General features: G+C 61.2%; 11 protein-coding genes and 7 pseudogenes. 5 read left to right on the forward strand and 13 right to left on the reverse strand.

Annotated elements, in window-relative coordinates:
- The first annotated feature begins 96 nt into the window (after positions 1-96).
- A complete protein-coding gene (locus LUB09_RS00070) occupies positions 97-1134 on the forward strand; it encodes a UV damage endonuclease UvsE (protein WP_231421160.1) in 1038 nt (345 codons plus the stop codon).
- A 638-nt stretch (positions 1135-1772) separates the two neighbouring features.
- Here LUB09_RS00070 and LUB09_RS23935 read toward each other — a convergent pair.
- The 3 genes and pseudogenes from LUB09_RS23935 to LUB09_RS00080 all read right to left on the reverse strand — a co-directional run.
- Positions 1773-2540 carry a methyl-accepting chemotaxis protein gene (locus tag LUB09_RS23935; RefSeq protein ID WP_413469471.1) on the reverse strand — a complete coding sequence of 256 codons (768 nt, stop codon included), beginning with the start codon at positions 2538-2540 and terminating at the stop codon, positions 1773-1775.
- A gap of 90 nt (positions 2541-2630) precedes the next feature.
- Positions 2631-3725: pseudogene (locus tag LUB09_RS23940) on the reverse strand (cache domain-containing protein); the annotation flags it as partial.
- A gap of 154 nt (positions 3726-3879) precedes the next feature.
- Positions 3880-4344: pseudogene (locus LUB09_RS00080) on the reverse strand (ABC transporter substrate-binding protein); the annotation flags it as partial.
- Here LUB09_RS00080 and LUB09_RS00085 point away from each other — a divergent pair.
- Positions 4338-4517 (forward strand): annotated as a pseudogene (locus LUB09_RS00085) (alpha/beta fold hydrolase); the annotation flags it as partial. The pseudogenes LUB09_RS00080 and LUB09_RS00085 overlap by 7 nt on opposite strands.
- Positions 4518-4560: 43 nt before the next feature.
- Here LUB09_RS00085 and LUB09_RS00090 read toward each other — a convergent pair.
- Positions 4561-4755, reverse strand: a complete 195-nt coding sequence (locus LUB09_RS00090) for a hypothetical protein (protein ID WP_231421161.1) — start codon at positions 4753-4755, stop codon at positions 4561-4563.
- 347 nt (positions 4756-5102) lie between these two features.
- Here LUB09_RS00090 and LUB09_RS00095 point away from each other — a divergent pair.
- Positions 5103-5300: pseudogene (locus tag LUB09_RS00095) on the forward strand (hypothetical protein); the annotation flags it as partial.
- A gap of 42 nt (positions 5301-5342) precedes the next feature.
- Positions 5343-5447 (forward strand): annotated as a pseudogene (locus LUB09_RS00100) (DNA mismatch repair protein MutT); the annotation flags it as partial.
- Positions 5448-5511: 64 nt separating this feature from the next.
- Here the strand turns inward: LUB09_RS00100 and LUB09_RS00105 are convergent.
- From LUB09_RS00105 to LUB09_RS00115, 4 genes and pseudogenes are all read right to left on the reverse strand, one after another.
- Positions 5512-5825 (reverse strand): annotated as a pseudogene (locus LUB09_RS00105) (hypothetical protein).
- A gap of 480 nt (positions 5826-6305) precedes the next feature.
- The gene (locus tag LUB09_RS00110) at positions 6306-7403 is read right to left on the reverse strand and encodes a methyl-accepting chemotaxis protein (RefSeq protein WP_416195173.1); all 1098 of its coding nucleotides are present in this window, start codon (positions 7401-7403) and stop codon (positions 6306-6308) included.
- Positions 7404-7598: 195 nt separating this feature from the next.
- Positions 7599-7961: pseudogene (locus tag LUB09_RS23945) on the reverse strand (PAS domain-containing protein); the annotation flags it as partial.
- Positions 7962-8636 (reverse strand): HAD family hydrolase, encoded by a 675-nt coding sequence (locus LUB09_RS00115; RefSeq protein WP_231421163.1) that lies wholly within the window; start codon positions 8634-8636, stop codon positions 7962-7964.
- A gap of 194 nt (positions 8637-8830) precedes the next feature.
- Between LUB09_RS00115 and LUB09_RS00120 the strand changes: the two genes are divergently transcribed.
- Complete coding sequence (locus LUB09_RS00120; protein WP_231421164.1) at positions 8831-11029, forward strand: OsmC domain/YcaO domain-containing protein; 2199 nt, start codon at positions 8831-8833, stop codon at positions 11027-11029.
- Positions 11030-11154: 125 nt separating this feature from the next.
- On the opposite strand, the gene LUB09_RS00125 is transcribed toward LUB09_RS00120, so the two are convergent.
- The 5 genes from LUB09_RS00125 to LUB09_RS00145 form a co-directional block, all read right to left on the reverse strand.
- Positions 11155-12321 (reverse strand): cystathionine gamma-synthase, encoded by a 1167-nt coding sequence (locus tag LUB09_RS00125; RefSeq protein WP_231421165.1) that lies wholly within the window; start codon positions 12319-12321, stop codon positions 11155-11157.
- Positions 12318-13694 (reverse strand): pyridoxal-phosphate dependent enzyme, encoded by a 1377-nt coding sequence (locus LUB09_RS00130; protein ID WP_231421166.1) that lies wholly within the window; start codon positions 13692-13694, stop codon positions 12318-12320. The genes LUB09_RS00125 and LUB09_RS00130 overlap by 4 nt, the downstream gene beginning before the upstream one ends.
- A 249-nt stretch (positions 13695-13943) precedes the next feature.
- Positions 13944-14345: a hypothetical protein gene (locus LUB09_RS00135; protein ID WP_209981691.1), complete on the reverse strand. Its 402-nt coding sequence runs from the start codon at positions 14343-14345 to the stop codon at positions 13944-13946.
- Positions 14332-14721, reverse strand: coding sequence for a hypothetical protein (locus LUB09_RS00140; RefSeq protein WP_231421167.1), 390 nt, complete (start codon positions 14719-14721; stop codon positions 14332-14334). Before LUB09_RS00140 ends, LUB09_RS00135 begins: the two co-directional genes overlap by 14 nt.
- Before the next feature lie 144 nt (positions 14722-14865).
- Positions 14866-17172, reverse strand: a complete 2307-nt coding sequence (locus tag LUB09_RS00145; protein WP_231421168.1) for a TonB-dependent siderophore receptor — start codon at positions 17170-17172, stop codon at positions 14866-14868.
- Between the last annotated feature and the right edge of the window lie 42 nt (positions 17173-17214).

Genomic DNA, 17214 nt, shown 5'->3' on the forward strand with positions numbered 1-17214 from the left:
CAGCGCATCTCGTGTCTAAATATTATGAACCGCCAGGGTCAGCCGCCGGCCCAACACCTTACAATCCCGCTCAATACTCCCACGCCAGGCCCTTCCATGACCCACCCTCGCATCGGTTTCGCGTGCCAGTACCGGCACCCAGAACGCTTGCTGTCCAACAGCGCCCTCAAGTTGATCGAAGGCCCGTACAACCCGCGTACCACCACGTTGCGCTGGATGGACGGGGTGGCGCCAGAGGTCGCCCGCGCCAAGCTGGTCGAGGTAGTCACCCATAACCTGGCGGCCCAACTGCGTCTGCTGGCCTACGTTGCCGACCTGCCACCGACCCTGCGCATGCTGCGCTTGAGCAGCGACCTGCTGCCGTTCTACAGCCACCCGAAAGTCGCCGTCTTCTACCAGGACCCGGCCATTGCCAGCCAATTGCTCGAAGGTTTTGCCGCCATCGGCGACCTGGCGCGCGCGTCTGACATTCGTTTGTCATTCCATCCCGGCCAGTACTGCGTGCTCGGCTCGGAAAACCCCGGCGTGGTGGAAAACAGCCTGGCCGAATTCGAATACCACGCCGACATGATCCGCATGACGGGCTATGGCCGGCGCTTCCAGGACCTCAAATGCAACGTGCACATCGCCGGTCGCCTGGGCGTGGCGGGCACGCGCGCGGTGTGGTCGCGTTTATCGGAAGTGGCGCGCAACTGCATTACGTTCGAAAACGACGAAAAGACCTACGGCCTCGATCACTGCCTGCAAGTGGCCGACCTGGCGCCCGTGGTGCTGGATATTCACCACTGCTGGATCAACGAAAACGACTACATCGACCCCGATTCGCCACGGGTTGCCCGCGTGATCGAAAGCTGGCGCGGCGTGCGCCCGACCCTGCATTACTCCCAGCCCCAGGAGGTATTGCAGGAAATGGGCTTTGACGCCGAGCACAAACTGGAAATGGATGCCTTGCTGAAGGTGGTCTCCAAGCGCGACCTGTACGCCCACAGCGCGCAAATGTGGAACCGCTGGACCAACGATTACGCGCTGCAGTTTTTTGATCGTTTCGACATCATGCTCGAAGCCAAGGACAAGAATGTGGCTGCGCTGGCGTTTTACGAGCATTTCAAAAAAAGCTCAGCGGCCTCCAGCTGACACAGCTTCTCAGTGCGGAGCGGGCGTGTTGTGGCTAGCGAGCTTGCCCTAATGCCGTTCAGTTAAGCCAACGTGATGCTCGAAGCAACGAGCGGTGCGACTTTTCGGTGTACATATCGGTTGTGCGGTAACGGCGGCTTAGGGTTCCGCCCTTACGGCGGCTCACTTTTGAAAAGCGCAAAAGTAAGCAAAACGCTCTTGCCCCAACACTCGGCACCTCGCCTGGGCTCGGTGTGCCCTCACGCAGGCTTTGGAGCGTGGCGGCCTGAGAGCCGACCGAAATGGTCTGCCGAACGCTGTAAAAAATGTGGGAGGGGGCTTGCTCCCGATGGCGTCGGCCCAGCAAACATTGATGTTGAAGACCCACCGCTTTCGCGGGCAAGTCGAATCGTCGCACCGCAGCTCTTATCAAACACAAAATAACTTATTGATTTTAAACCTGAAGTTTCAGGCAGCCACATTCCTGTGGCGAGCGGGCTTGCCCCGCGTTGGGCTGCGCAGCAGCCCCCCAGCCCCGACTGCCCGCGGTACCTGACCCGCCGGCGGCGTACTTCATTGAGAGGGGGCGCTTCGCACCCCAACGCGGGGCAAGCCCGCTCGCCACAAGGGTTCGCTCTATACAAACGGTTAATCAGTCCCTAGGACTTGAACCGCCCCACCAACCCATTCAACTCGTCCGACAGTTGCGACAACCGCCCCGAGTCGTCCTGCGCCGAATGGGCCAGGCTTTCCACCAGCCGTGCTTCGTCGTAGATCTGCTGGATATGCCGATTGATCTCTTCGGCCACGCTGTGTTGCTCTTCGGCGGCGGCGGAGATCTGCAGGTTCTGGTCGCGGATTTCGTTGACCGAGGTCTGGATGCCTTCGAAGCTGTCGCGCGCGCTTTCGATGGATGACACGCTGGCGCGGGACAAGTCCATGCAGCTGTTCATCTTCTGCGTGACTTCCTCGGTCTTGCTGCCGAGGGAGCCCAGCAGGTGCTCGATTTCGCCGGTGGAGTCGGACGTGCGCTTGGCCAGCGCGCGCACTTCGTCGGCCACCACCGCAAAACCACGGCCCTGGTCACCCGCCCGGGCAGCTTCGATGGCGGCGTTGAGCGCCAGCAGGTTGGTCTGTTCGGCAATCGCGCGGATGGTGCCGAGGATCTGGTTGATGCTGCGGCTGCCGGCTTCCAGCTCGACCATGGCCTGGGACGATTCGCTCAGGCGCCGGCCCAGGCGGTTGACGTTGTCGGTGGTCACTTCGATCTGCTGTTTGCCCTCGGCGACACGGCGGTGACCGTTTTCGGCCGACTCGGCCGCGCCGCTGCAGGAACGCGCCACCTCGTTGGCGGTGGCGACCATTTCATTGAACGCGGTCGATACCAGCTCCACAGCCTCGCGCTGGCGCCCGGCTGCTTCGTTCATGTTGTGCGCCACTTCGCTGTTGACCCGTGAGGCGTCCTGCAAATTGGTCGATGCCGACCCGATGCGCTGGATCAGATGGCGAATCGCGGCAAGAAACTTGTTGAACCAGCCGGCCAGTTCGGCGGTTTCATCCTTGCCCTGCACGTGCAGGTCATGGCGCAGGTCGCCTTCGCCCTCGGCGATTGACTGCAAGCCACTGCTGACCTGGCCGATCGGCTTGACGATCACCTTGGAAAACGCCGCCGCGAGCAGCCCGAAGATCAGCACCAGCACCACCACGATCACGGCCGTGATGTAAGTCATGCGGGTCGCGGCCGCCATCACTTCGTTGTATTCAATCAGCCCCACATAACGCCAGCCCAGACCAGGCGAGGTCCAGATGTTGGCCATGTAGCGCACGCCGTCGATTACCACCTCGGTGGAGCCCTGAGGGGTGTTGGCCAACTGCGCGTACGGCGCGCCGAGGTCCTTGAGCGGCTTGAAGTTGTGCGCGGCGTCGCGCGGGTCCACCAGCACCACGCCGTCTTCGATCAGCATCACGTAGCCGCTGTCTCCCAGCTTGATGCTCTTGAGCAACTCGGTGAGATTCTTCAGCGACACACTCACCACGAACACGCCCTTGGGCTTGCCGGCGTTATCCAGCAACGTGCGCGCAGTGCCCACCAGCGCCACGTCATCTTTATCGTAATAGTAAGCCGGGGTGCGCACGGTCTTGCCGGGGCTGGCCATGGCGGCCTTGTACCACGGGCGGGCGCGCGGGTCGTATTTGGCCAGTTGCGGATCGTCAGGCCATTTGACGTAGGTGCCGTCCTCAAGGCCAATGGACAAGATGGCCGCCGCCGGGTGAGTGGTGCCAAAGCGCGCAAACTGCTCGATCACGCGCTGGGCCTGGGGCGGCATCGGTTGGCTGGCCGCATCGGCGCCCTGGTAGTTCTTCAGTGTGTCAACAGAGGTGTATACAGGATCGGCGGCCATTTGGTCGACGTTCTGCACCGTGCCATCGAAGAACTGCCGGATATTGCCGTCAATCTGACGAATCTCGCGGGTGCTGCCATCGATGAACTGATCGACCGCCTCGGTGCGCGTGTTCATGACGGAGATCACCGCGACCAGGCTGACCGGGATAAAAGCGACGCAGACGAAGGCGAGCACCAGCTTGTTCTTTATTTTCATGGAGACGACCATCAGCGGGGAGGGCGGCCAAATCGTCTGCCCTGGGTGGGCACGGCGACTTGATTTCACTGACTGTTTCGGCCTGATGGTGGTAAAGCTTTAGCGTTATTTTGTGTACAACTCGTCGCTGCCGAGTGGCGCCTTCCCTGGCGCTCTTTTCACCCGTTTATTGCGCCTGGCTGCAGTCGCGCGGGGTGATGCCTTTTTCCTTGGCGTACTGCTTCGCCGAGGCCTCGATGATGGGGCGCAACAGCGCGCGGTCGGCCTGCACCCAGTCGCTGATCAGGTTCCAGCGCTGCCCGTCCCATTGTTGGAAGCGCACTGCGCCGCCGCCTTCATGGTCGGCGCAGGACAGCTTCAGCGGCTGCACCAGGCCCTTGGCGCCCAGCGCCTGCAACCGCGCATCGTCCAGGTTCAGGTGCTCGAAGCCCCAGCGCACTTGCTCGCCGGTCAGGGGTTGGTGGCCGTATTTCTCCTGGGCCAGGCGCACGGCTTCGACGTTGAGAATGCCGTTGACCACGCCCAGGTTGTAATACACGGTGCCAAAGCGCTTGGGGTCGGCGAGGTTGCCCTTGCCCGGGTCGATCACGCTGTGCTGAATGCCTTGCAGCACGGGAAAGTCGGTGCCCGAAGATGTTCATGTATGGCGAGCAGAACGCCTCACTGTCGTACCTGCCCCATATCCAGGCCCACGGTGTGCGCCTGGCGCCCATTGCCCGGTGCGGACACTTTCCGATGTATTCCAACCCGGTCGCGATGTGGCAACAGATCGCGGAATTTCAGCACTCTACATTCAGTCTTTGACAGCATCAGCAGCCGATACCCATGTTCATGTCACGAAGGGTCGCTAGCGTTCGTACATCACATAACCAGGAATTGGTTTGTACTCATAGATAACGGTAGCCGAGTGTTTACCAACATTCTTCGTCACCTTTGATATCTCAACGGTGTACCCCTCTCTTGCGAGCACTCTCGTCGTTTTGTCACGTATAGCTTCATCAGACTCATCAGTTTCGCGGACGTCGATTATAAATTCGGTCATGACTCAAACTCCGTTGCGCTTCGGCCAAGTCGAAATAACTGGGCTGACTGGATGTTCGCACTCGGCATGGAACCTGAGACCTGTCAGATCTGACAGGTCTCAAGCTCGATTTTGAATAATAAACAACATTCCAGTTTTCTCTGTGGAATATTGGACTTTGTGTTGCTCTAGGATTTGAAGAGGCCGACCAAGCCATTCAGCTCCTGCGACAGGCCCGCCAACCGCCCCGAATCATTTGTCGCATTGGCCAGGCTCTCCACCAACTTACTCGCCAGGTTGAAAGTGCTGAGCCCCGCAGTGTTATCACAGTTAAGATGCCATCGGTATTTTCTCATTAAGGACAATGCATTCCACTGATCACGGAACGCGTAGCGCTGGCCCGCAATGGTGCCAACGATAAGGGCATTTGCCGCATGGCCTCGGGCTGGGCGGTGATGGGCGATGTGCAGTTCTTGCCAGGCTATTGCTTGTTGTTGCCTGACCCGGTGGTTGCCAGCCTCAATGATCTGGACGCCGAGGCACGCGCAACCTACCTGCTCGATATCTGGTGAGACTGGTAGAGCGGTTTGGCGAAAGGGCGCGGGCCAATGCGTGAGCGCAAAGCCGCACGCCTGCTGGTGATCAGCCCGGCGCGAACAGTGCTGCTGTTCCGCTTCGTTCACAAGGACGGCGCACTGGCCGGCAGGAACTACGATCGACGCCAGACACGGTATGACCAGAGGGGCTTACTGACATGCTCGTGCAGGCAGGCGTTTTTTAAAGCATGGCCAGAATCTCACCGGTTGCCACAATTGTGGCGTAGTCCATCGCCAGGTTGCTGAGCGAAAGGGCGTGCACATCTTCGGCGGGCCAGAGGCGCCCGGATAAGTCGGTCTGGTCAAAGGTGTAACAGGCGTCCGAAACCACGGTCACGTCGAACCCCAGGTTACCGCCCGAGCGGGCGGTGGCTTCGACGAAGTTTGGATGTTTGATTCAGCGTCGGGGTTGTTGCGTCGCCCGAGTGCTGGCGAGTGCATGCCTTGCTGCATGTCGATGATCACCAATGCTGCGTTTGTGGCTAACGGGTCCATGGCACATTCCTTGGTTGTCAGTCGCGAAACATAGCTCAGCAATTTCGAGTTGTGGTGGATTAAAAGATCTGCCTGACAAACTGGCTACTCCATGGCAAGCGAGCTTATTGTGGCGAGCGGGCTTGCCCCGCGTTGGGGTGCGAAGCGCCCCCAATCAAGGGACACGCGGTGTACCTGATACGGCTCAGCGTCTGGTTTTGGGGCTGCTGCGCAGCCCAACGCAGGACAAGCCTGCTCGCCACAGGGAATCTGCGCTTAACTGACTGGCATTAGGGCTTGCCCCGCGTTGGGGTGCGAAGCACCCCCGTCAAGGCCGAGTGCGGTGTGCCAGATACGCCGCAGACACAGGTTTTGGGGCTGCTGCGCAGCCCAACGCAGGGCAAGCCCGCTCGCCACAAGAAGCCCGCTCGCCACAGGGGATGCGCTCGCCTGAGGTTCTTGCTGACCGGCCCCCACAGCGGGCTTTACCTCAGCCGCGCCTCAGCGATTGAACCGCTCAACCAGCGCGTACTGCGTGGCTGCGGTGTTGGTCAGTTCCTTGCTCAGGTCGGTGGATTGATGGGCCTGCAATGAGGTCTGGTCGGCCAGCTCGGCGATGGTGGTGATGTTGCGGCTGATCTCTTCGGCGACCGCGCTTTGCTCCTCGGTGGCGGCGGCGATCTGGGTGGTCATGTTGGTGATATTGGCCACCGCTTCGCTGATGCCGACCAGCGCCTGGTCGGCTTCGAGCACCCGGGCCACGCCTTCCTCGGCCTGGCGGTGGCCGTTCTGCATGCTGCTGACCGCGTTATTGGACGAGGCCTGAAGCTGGGTGATCAGGGCGTGGATCTGCGTGGTGGATTGCGATGTGCGTTGCGCCAGCTGGCGTACTTCGTCGGCCACTACGGCAAAGCCGCGTCCTTGCTCGCCGGCGCGCGCCGCTTCGATGGCGGCGTTGAGGGCCAGCAGGTTGGTCTGGTCGGCAATGCCTTTGATCACATCGACCACGCTGCCGATTTCGTCGCTGTCGCGGGCCAACTGCGCCACGGTGGCGCCGGTTTCGCCGACCACGGCGGACAAACGCTCGATGGCTTCGCGGGTATCGCGCGCCACTTCACGACCACGACCGGTGAGCACATTGGCCTGCTGGGTGGCGTCGGCGGTGCGTTGCACGTGGCTGGCGACTTCCTGGGTGGTGGCGGCCATCTGGTTGACGGCTGCCGATACCTGTTCGGTTTCGACACGCTGGCGGTCCAGGCCCCGGGCGCTGGCAGTGGCCAACTGGTCGGACTGGCCGGCGAGGGCGCTGAGCTGCTCGGCGCTGTCCTGCAGGCGCGTCAGGCAGGTTTTCAGGCGCGCGGTCTGGCTGAGGAACGCGGTTTCCAGACGTGCCTGGGGCCCGCGCGCGTCGCTGTACATCTGCGCGATCAACGCATCCGAGGTCGACGGTTCCACACCCGCCAGCAGGCGCAGTGTGCTGCCTTGGCGCCAGCGCGCGCAGAGCACGCCCACCGGCACGGCCACGGCCAGCGCAACGGCAATCGCCACCGGAGCGCCGAGAAACATCCCGGCCACGCTGCCGGCCAGGCCCGTGGCCATGTACGGCACGCACGCCACGGCCGTCGGCAGCCAGGCATCCTGGCGCGGTACACCGGGTTTGCCTCGGCTGATCCGCTGGTACAGCGCCTGGGCGCGGCGGATTTCATCGGCGGTGGGTTTTACCCGCACCGACTCGAAACCGACGACGCGGCTGCCGTCGTATATCGGCGTGACGTAAGCGTTGACCCAATAGTGATCGCCGTTTTTCGAACGGTTCTTGACGATGCCCATCCACGGCTGGCCTTGCTTGAGCGCGCGCCACATGTGCGCAAACACCGCCGGCGGGACATCGGGGTGACGCACGATGTTCTGCGGTGCGCCGATCAGATCGGCGCGGTCAAAACCGCTGATATCGACGAACGCGTCGTTGCAGTAAGTGATCATCCCCTGAGTGTCGGTGGCGGAGATGAGTTTCTGCGACAGCGCGAGGGAAATCTCACGCTGTGTTACGGGCTGGTTGTTGCGCATGGTGCTGCTCCCTGAAGTGCCAGACAGGTCATCGGCATCACCTCGAATAAGTTGATGGCCGATTTTTTGCCAGGCACTGCGGGGCGGCATTCAGGGGCGTGAGGCGACCTCATCGAGATGGTCGAGCAGGTCCTGCGGGTCTTCGTAAACCCGCAGCGCGCCCGCACGTTCCAGTTCGCCGATGTCATAGCCCCCCGACAGCAGGCCGATCCCGGTGGCCTTGGCACGCCGCGCGGCGAGCATGTCCCACACGGCGTCGCCGATCACCAGGCACTCGTCGATCGGCACCTTCATATGCCGCGCGGCGGCCAGAAACAGGTCCGGGTCGGGCTTGCCGTACTTCACATCGTCACGGGTGATGATGTTCACCTCGTCAATGTCCAGTTCCAGCGCCTTGAGGTTGATTTTCGCGGTGTCCAGGCCGCCGCTGGTGGCGATGCACCAGTTGAGGCCAGCCTGGCTGAGGTGGTCGAGCAGCGCGACGGCGCCCGGCAGCGCGATGATCTGCCCCTGCAGTCGCGCATACGCCTCGGCATGCAGTTTGCTCAGGCGTTCGGCTTGGGGCTCGCTGATGTCGAGCCCGGTTTCGCGGGACAACGACTTGAGCATCAGGCCGCCGCTCATGCCGATCCTGCGGTGGATGCGCCACATCGCCAGCGGGATGCCTTCGGCGTCGAGGGCTTCTTTCCAGGCGGCTACGTTCTGGTAAACGCTGTCGGTGAGGGTGCCGTCGAGGTCGAAAATAAAGGAGGTTTGAGGTCGCATGGGGCTGTTCTCCAATCAGAAAAAAGATGATGGGACATCAGCTTGAGTGACATCACAGGGTTTGGAGTGCCCCGTGGTTTTGCCGTTCGATTTTTTGCTCATTCGCGCAGGCTTTGGCAAAAGCCTGAAACTTTCCGGGGAAAAACCTCATAATGGCGGCCATTTTTGTTCAGCCGTTATTCTGGTGTGCCCCCATGGAAATCAAGGTCAACTTTCTCGACAACCTCCGACTTGAAGCGAAGTTCGATGACTTCACGGTGATTGCCGACCAGCCGATTCGCTACAAGGGCGACGGTTCGGCGCCGGGGCCCTTTGATTATTTTCTCGCGTCGTCGGCACTCTGCGCGGCGTACTTCGTGAAGCTGTATTGCCAGACGCGCAATATCCCCACGGAAAATATCCGCCTGTCGCAGAACAACATCGTCGACCCGGAAAACCGTTACAACCAGATCTTCAAGATCCAGGTCGAGTTGCCCGCCGATATCTCCGACAAGGACCGCCAGGGCATCCTGCGCTCCATCGACCGCTGCACCGTAAAGAAAGTGGTGCAGGCAGGTCCCGAGTTCGTCATCGAGGAAGTCGAGAACCTCGACGCCGACGCCCAGGCCCTGCTGATGCCAGGCTCGACTGCAGGCGCCGGCACCCGCATCGCCGGCAAGGACCTGCCGCTGGAGCAGACCATCGCCAACATGTCCGCCATCCTCGCCGGGCTTGGCATGAAGATCGAGATCGCCTCGTGGCGCAATATCGTGCCCAACGTGTGGTCGCTGCATATCCGCGATGCGCAGTCGCCGATGTGCTTTACCAACGGCAAGGGCGCCACCAAGGAAGGCGCGCTGGCGTCGGCCCTGGGCGAATTCATCGAGCGGCTCAACTGCAACTTTTTCTACAACGATCAGTTCTGGGGCGAGGAACTGGCCAATGCGCCGTTCGTGCATTACCCGGATGAGCGCTGGTTCCAGCCCGGGCCCAACGACGAACTGCCGGGGGAAATCCTCGATGCGTACTGCCTGAAGGTCTACAACCGCGACGGCGAGTTGCGCGGTTCGCACCTGTTCGACACCAACTCCGGCAACGAAGCGCGCGGCATCGTTGCGCTGCCGTTTGTGCGCCAGTCCGATGGCGAGGTGGTGTATTTCCCGTCCAACCTGATCGAGAATCTCTACCTCAGCAACGGCATGAGCGCGGGCAATACCCTCGCCGAAGCCCAGGTGCAGTGCCTGTCAGAGATTTTCGAGCGCGCTGTTAAACGCGAAATCATCGAAGGCGAATTCGCCTTGCCGGACGTGCCGGCTGAAGTGCTGGCCAAGTACCCCGGCATTCTCGCGGGCATTCAAGGCCTGGAGGCCCAGGGCTTCCCGGTGCTGGTCAAGGATGCGTCCCTGGGCGGCGAGTTTCCGGTGATGTGCGTGACCCTGATGAACCCGCGTACCGGCGGTGTATTCGCCTCGTTTGGCGCGCACCCCAGCCTGGAGGTGGCGCTGGAGCGCAGCCTCACCGAGCTGCTGCAAGGCCGCAGTTTCGAAGGCTTGAACGATTTGCCGCAGCCGACCTTTGAAGCCCAGGCGGTCACCGAGCCGAATAACTTCGTCGAGCACTTCATCGACTCCAGCGGCGTGGTGTCGTGGCGCTTTTTCAGCGCGCAATCGGATTACCAATTCGTCGAGTGGGACTTCTCTGGCCACGGCGAAGACTCCAATGCCGAGGAAGCCGCGACCCTGTTCGGCATCCTCGAGAGCATGGGCAAGGAGTCGTACATGGCGGTGTACGAGCACCTGGGCGCCACTGCCTGCCGGATCCTGGTGCCCGACTATTCGGAAATCTACCCGGTAGACGACCTGATCTGGGACAACACCAACAAGGCGCTGTTTTTCCGCGAAGACATTCTCAACCTGCACCGCCTGGATGACGCGCAACTGCACGCGCTGGTCGAACGCCTGATCGAAAGCGAGCTGGACGACTACACCGATATCACCACCCTGATCGGCATCGAATTCGACGACAACACCGCGTGGGGCCAGTTGACCATCCTGGAGTTGAAGCTGCTGATTTTCCTCGCTCTCAAGCAGTACGAAGAAGCCAAGGAGTGCGTGGAGATGTTCCTGCAGTACAACGACAACACCGCCGAACGCGGCTTGTTCTACCAGGCTCTGAACGCGGTGCTGGAGATGGAGCTGGACGACGACCTGGCGCTGGCAGACTACGAGGCCAATTTCCGCCGCATGTTCGGCACTGAACGCATGGACGCGGTGATTGGCTCGGTGGACGGCAGCGTGCGCTTTTATGGCCTGACGCCGACCAGCATGAAGCTTGAAGGGCTGGACCGGCACCTGCGTCTGATCGAGAGCTACAAGAAGCTGCACAGCGCGCGGGCCGGGGTTACCTCAGTCTAAGACACGGTTTTCGTGTGGGAGGGGGCTTGCTCCCGATGGCGGCGGGTCAGTACTGGATTGCTGACTGATTCACCGCCATCGGGAGCAAGCCCCCTCCCACATTTGATCGTTGCTGCCTCGAGTCTTTAGATATGAGCCAGGGCCTGCGCCAGGTCGGCGCGCAGGTCTTCCACGTCTTCAACGCCCACCGACAACCGCACCAGCCCGTCGCCAATCCCCAGCTGCGCGCGGGTGGCCGCCGGGATGCTGGCATGGGTCATGATCGCCGGGTGTTCGATCAGACTTTCCACGCCGCCCAGGCTTTCGGCCAGGGCGAAGAGATTCACGTTTTCCAGAAAACGTCTGGCACCGGCCAGGTCGGTATTCAAGTCCACGCAAATCATCCCGCCAAACCCGTGCATCTGCCGCTGCGCTAGCTCGTGCTGTGGGTGGGATTTCAGGCCGGGGTAGTGCACCCGCGCCACTTGCGGTTGCTGCTCCAGCCAGGTCGCCAGTTGCAGTGCATTGCTGCAATGGCGCTCCATGCGCAGGGCCAGGGTCTTCACGCCGCGCAGGGTCAGGAATGCATCGAACGGCCCTGCAATGGCGCCAACCGAGTTCTGCAGGAAGCCCAGGCGCTCGGCCAGCGCCGGGTTGTCGCCGACAATCGCGATGCCACCAATCACGTCCGAGTGACCATTGAGGTATTTGGTGGTGGAGTGCACCACCACATCGAACCCCAGCTCCAGCGGGCGCTGGATCCATGGGCTGGCGAAGGTGTTGTCGGCCACGCAAAGGATGCCGCGCGCACGGCAGACACGCGCCACGGCGCGCAGGTCGGTGAGACTCAGCAGGGGATTGCTCGGGCTCTCGACCCAGACCATGCGCGTGTCGTCCTGCAACGACGCTTCAAACGCCGCCACATCGCTCAAGTCGATATAGCTGAAGCGATGCCCGGCACTGCGTTGGCGCACCTTGTCGAACAGGCGGAAGGTGCCGCCGTACAGGTCATTGCCGGAGACGATATGCGCGCCGGCATCGAGCAGTTCCAATACGGTAGAGATCGCGGCCAGCCCGGAAGCGAAGGCAAACGCCTGGCTGCCGCCTTCCAGGTCCGCTACGCAGCGCTCCAGAGCAAAGCGCGTCGGGTTGTGGGAGCGGCCATAGTCAAAGCCCTTGTGCACACCGGGGCTGTCCTGCAGGTAGGTGGAGTTGGCGTAGATCGGCGGCATCAGCGCGCCCGTGCTCGGGTCGGGCGCTTGCCCGGCGTGGATCACACGGGTGGCGAACGCGTTTTTATCGGGCTGGCTCATGCAAGGGACCTCCGTAAATGGTTGAGCAGGTCGACACGGGTGATCAGGCCATGGAAGCCCGACGCGTCGGCGATGATGGCGACGAGGCCGCGATCCAGCTCGGCCTGCAGTTCGGCCAGGCTGGCGCTGGGGTCGAGGGTTCGCAAGGTGTCGGTCATGGCGCTGGCAACGATCATGGAAAAATCCGCAGCGTCATGGTGCAGGCCCAGCAGGATGTCGGACTCGTCGATCACACCCACCAGTTCCTGGCCGTCCACCAGCACCGGCAGTTGCGATACGTCGGCCAGGCGCATGCGCTGGAAGGCGGTGAGCAGGGTGTCGTCGGGGCTCACGCTGATGACGCGGCCGTCCTCGAAACGACGGGCGATCAGGTCGCGCAGGTCGCCGTAATGTTTGTACTGCAACAGGCCGGCGTCATTCATCCATTGGTCGTTGTAGACCTTCGACAGGTAGCGCGTGCCGGTGTCGCACACAAAGGTCACCACGCGCTTGGGCTCGGTCTGTTCGCGGCAGTAGCGCAGCGCGGCGGCGAGGAGGGTGCCGGTGGACGAGCCGCCGAGAATGCCCTCGGCCTTGAGCAACTGGCGCGCGTGGTCGAAGCTCTCTTCATCGCTGATGGAGTAGGCGTGGCGCACGCTGGAGAGGTCGGCAATCGACGGGATGAAGTCCTCGCCGATGCCTTCCACCGCCCACGAGCCGGGCGTTTCCATGCGGCCGCTGCGGCTGTACTCGGCCATCACCGAGCCCAGCGGATCGGCCAGCACCATCGCCAGCTCCGGCTGCACGCGCTTGAAAAACCGCGTGAGCCCGGTGAGCGTGCCCGCCGAACCTACGCCCACCACAATCGCGTCGAGGTCATGCTGGGTTTGCGCCCAGATCTCCGGCGCGGTGCTGGTCTCGTGGGCCAGCGGATTGGCCGGGTTGTTGAACTGGTCGGCGAAAAACGAGCCGGGAATGTCCTTGGCCATGCGCGCGGCCACATCCTGGTAATACTCGGGATGGCCCTTGCCCACATCGGAGCGAGTGATATGCACCTCGGCGCCCATGGCCTTGAGGTGCAGCACTTTTTCCGTGGACATCTTGTCGGGCACCACCAGCACCACGCGATAGCCCTTGGCCCGGCCGACCAGCGCCAGACCCAGACCGGTGTTGCCGGCAGTGGCTTCGATAATGGTGCCGCCGGCGCGCAGACGACCATCGCGCTCGGCGGCATCGATCATCGCCAGGCCAATACGGTCCTTGATGGAACCGCCGGGGTTCTGTGATTCGAGCTTGAGAAACAGGGTGCAGGGGCCAGTGTCGAAACGGCTGACGCGAACCAGCGGCGTATTGCCGATCAGCTCGAGCACGGCGGGGCGGGAGGGTGTGGGCATGTCGTCACCTGAGTGCGGAAGGGGGGACAGCAAATGCAAAACATGCCTTGGACCATAGGTCGAGATCATGCCACTCGCAACCGGGCGGTCGGGTGGATGTATTTTTTTGGCGCATGAGGTCATTGAGTTCGGTGCGGATAAAGCACGCCGACAGCTACTGGCTGTCGCGTCATGGGTGAGGACAACTGCTCGCCGCGACAGTGCGCGGCGGCAGAGTTTCACTGGAAGAGCGGACGCCCGCGGCGGCCATTAGTGAGGCGACTTTACATCCCTTGCGAGCAGTTCTTGTGCCATCTCCATTGCCTGCTCACGTGAAGCAGCGAGAAGCAAAGGATAGCCCCAGAACTTGGCGAAAACGACCGCGAATGCTCTGAAACCAAGACGTTTTGCCGAGTTGGATTCGACCAGAATCATTGCCAGGACCCACTTTCGCAATTCAATCTTGTGCTTTTTCATCCAAAGTGCAGTGCGCTTCTTTTCTTCCGGCGAGTGCTCATGGTCGTCGGCAGGTGCTGTATCAGTCAGGAGCACGAAGGGCTCCCCGCGCTGCAAGTTGGCCTCGAATTCGGCGAAGTCCTTTTGGTGATCGTGTCCGGGTTCTTGCGTAAGGCTCATCCAGACAAAAGGGAAGTCAGAACTATTCACCGACATGGCCGACTCCTTTGCTTTTGATGCAACGCCAGGTGGCCGCAATGGCGAATACGCCGGGCAACGTAATGAAGAACACTGCCGAGAAGGTAATGTGCCAACCGTCGCGCAACCCATCGGAGATTCCCCCGAGGGTATTCAGGACGACAAGCAGACTGCCGAGGACCAAGGCAACCCACTGAGCCTTACGCGTTCCGATCAGGGCGAGAAGCACCGTTACGATCCAAGAGCCATAGAATGCGGAAAACATCCACAGTATGTCGGGCTCAAAGGTAATCGACGGCGTCGCTCCGTGCGCTCTTACAAAGTCGTTTACGTAGAAAAATAGCTGGAATGTGACAAAAAGTACGGCGCCAGCGGCTGTCGTCAGCCAGAACAAGGCGACTCTGTTTGGGTCGCTCACGGCCAGGGCTTGGGTGGGTTGCAGGTTAGGCTGAAGGGGCATAGGGGCGTTCTCGATAATCAATGGGCTGTGGTGTATGTCTGGGGATTTCTAACGGGTGAAGCGTTCGCCTGCGGGAAATCAATATCTATAGTCCAGCGTCACCATCAAGTTGCGTGGTGCGCCATAACCGACGGTGTCAAAATCGCCCTTCTGCAACGCATACTTCTTGTCGAGCACGTTGTTGACGTTGACTGCCGCGGTGATCTGCTTCGTGAGGGCGTAACGCCCTAACAGTGATACCAGGGCATAAGAACCCTGTTCCCCGCCCAACGAACTGGTACCGGTGTTGGGTGCCTGGTAGAAGCGGTTTTGCCATTTGACGCCTGCACCTAGCGTCAATTTGCTCCAGTCTCCGGGCAACTGGTAGGTGCTGAAAAGCTGGGCAGTGGTGCGCGGTATTTGCGAATTCAAGCGGACGCCATCGCCATCCTGTGCCGTGAAATGGGCGATGCCTGAATAGATGTTCCAGCCACGCGCCAGCTCGCCCTGCAAGTCCAACTCGATCCCGCGCGACTTCGTCCCATCCGAGCCCATATAGGCTTGGGCACCACTTGGCGTACGGGTTCCTGCGACCATCTGTGCAGCGTTGTCCAACGCGGTCTCGAACAAGGCCACCGAGGCATTCAGACGCCCGTCCATGTAAGCGCCCTTGAGGCCGATTTCCTTGGTTTTTCCCTTTGTCGGCGTGAGTACGTTGCCCTTGCTGTCGCGATAGTCGGTTTGCGGATTGAATATGCCCGTATAGCTCACGTAGGCCGAATAGGTCTTGTCGATGTCGTAGATCAAGCCGGCATACGGGGTGAATTCACTGCTCTTCTTGTAGTGCAACGACGAGCCGCCGACGGCGTCGTCGATTTCGTAGTTGCTGAAGCGGCCGCCGATAATGAGTTTCAGAGGATCGGCCAGCGAGAACCGGGCTGCGCTATAGACACCGCTCTGTTTGATCAGGGTGCGGGTCGGTATCCAAGCCATGGCATCGAAGTTGGGGCGGGGAAAAGCCGTGCTCAGTTGATAGACATTGACCGGCGTGAAGCCTGCATAGAACGGAGCGATAGCTTCCTGGCTGGAGGTGCGGCGCGAACTCGTCGCCCCCACCACCAAGTCATGCTGGCGGCCAAGCAGTTCGAAAGGGCCGCTCGCCATCACGTCGAAGGTGTTTTGACGGCTGCGACCTTCGGACGCCAGTGCCACCGGAAGAGCCCCGTTGGGAAAGGAGCCCAGCCCCGTGGCGCGATCGGGGCGACCGACCAGGCCGAGCAGTTCGGCATCGAATTGCGTGCGGTATTGATTAGCGACGGCCCGGACACTCCAGCCGTTGTCGAAGCGATGCTCGATCTCGGTAAACGCCGTCTTGAGGGTGTTATCCCAATGGCTCCAGTTCTGCGCATAGTTCTTGGCGCGTGAATATTCCGCCTGCGTGCCGTCGCTGAACCATAGCGGTAAACCTCCCCAGGTGGAGCCCTTCGGTGTGATGTCCTGGTAGTCATAGCCCAGGCTCACCGTCGTGTCGGGTGTCAGATCTGCCTCGATGATGCCGTAGAACGCCTGCCTCTGCGGCTTGTAGCCATCAATGTACGAGTTTCCTTCCTGGGACGTTCCGACCATGCGAGCGCGGATACGGCCATCCTCGGTCAACGGAGTCGATACATCGGCCATTTCCCGGTGGGTATCCCAGCTCCCCGCACCGAGCGAGGCGGACGCCGAGAATTCGCGGGTCGGGCGTTTGCGCACCAGGTTGATGGCGGCCGAGGGATTGCCGGTGCCGGTCAGCAGGCCGGAGGCGCCGCGCACGACCTCGACACGATCATAGAACGCGGTATCGAGGGAGCCGATGCCGCTCCCGTTGACAATGTCGCCGACGACGGTGGGTATACCGTCGTACTGAACGTTGTTGATCAAGAAACCACGCGAGTAGAAACTCGTCCGTTCGCTGTCGGACTGGTAAGACGAAACACCCGTGGTGTTCTCCAGCACGCCCTGTACCGAGTTCAATTGCTGGTCGTCCATGCGTTGGCGGGTGATCACCGTCACCGACTGCGGTGTTTCCCGCAGCGACAGCGGCAGGTGCGTCGCCGCCGCCGTCTGGTCCGTGGTGTAGGAGCCAGTACGTTCGGTGATCGCGGTATCCATGTGGCCCGTTACGGTGGTGGCCGGCAATGCGATCCCTTCTTGAGACTCCCCATTGGTTTGAATTTGCCCTGGCTCGGCGGCGAATGCGCCCTGTGCGCTAATAAGAATTGCCGCCGCAACTGCCGAACCCAGCAGGGTGCGGGGCGCGCTCCTGATTGCGCGCTTGTACAGCCTATCCAGATGAAGATAGCCGTCGTGCTCTGCGCGCATTTCAATTGGCCAGCGGGACTTCCCAACAGGTGTGATGACGAACATCAACAATACTCATTTGTATTCGGATGTTGCATTTAACAATAG

It is taken from the genome of Pseudomonas sp. Leaf59, assembly GCF_920984685.1.
In the GTDB taxonomy this organism is placed as follows: Bacteria; Pseudomonadota; Gammaproteobacteria; order Pseudomonadales; family Pseudomonadaceae; genus Aquipseudomonas.

Coding starts and splice junctions, on each gene's coding strand:
- LUB09_RS00130 (WP_231421166.1), bottom strand. CDS start 13,694: ATGCCCACACCCTCCCGCCCCGCCGTGCTCGAGCTGATCGGCAATACG.
- LUB09_RS00145 (WP_231421168.1), bottom strand. CDS start 17,172: ATGTTCGTCATCACACCTGTTGGGAAGTCCCGCTGGCCAATTGAAATG.
- LUB09_RS00120 (WP_231421164.1), top strand. CDS start 8,831: ATGGAAATCAAGGTCAACTTTCTCGACAACCTCCGACTTGAAGCGAAG.
- LUB09_RS00110 (WP_416195173.1), bottom strand. CDS start 7,403: ATGGCCACGGGCCTGGCCGGCAGCGTGGCCGGGATGTTTCTCGGCGCT.
- LUB09_RS00070 (WP_231421160.1), top strand. CDS start 97: ATGACCCACCCTCGCATCGGTTTCGCGTGCCAGTACCGGCACCCAGAA.
- LUB09_RS00090 (WP_231421161.1), bottom strand. CDS start 4,755: ATGACCGAATTTATAATCGACGTCCGCGAAACTGATGAGTCTGATGAA.
- LUB09_RS00125 (WP_231421165.1), bottom strand. CDS start 12,321: ATGAGCCAGCCCGATAAAAACGCGTTCGCCACCCGTGTGATCCACGCC.
- LUB09_RS00135 (WP_209981691.1), bottom strand. CDS start 14,345: ATGTCGGTGAATAGTTCTGACTTCCCTTTTGTCTGGATGAGCCTTACG.
- LUB09_RS00115 (WP_231421163.1), bottom strand. CDS start 8,636: ATGCGACCTCAAACCTCCTTTATTTTCGACCTCGACGGCACCCTCACC.
- LUB09_RS23935 (WP_413469471.1), bottom strand. CDS start 2,540: ATGAACGAAGCAGCCGGGCGCCAGCGCGAGGCTGTGGAGCTGGTATCG.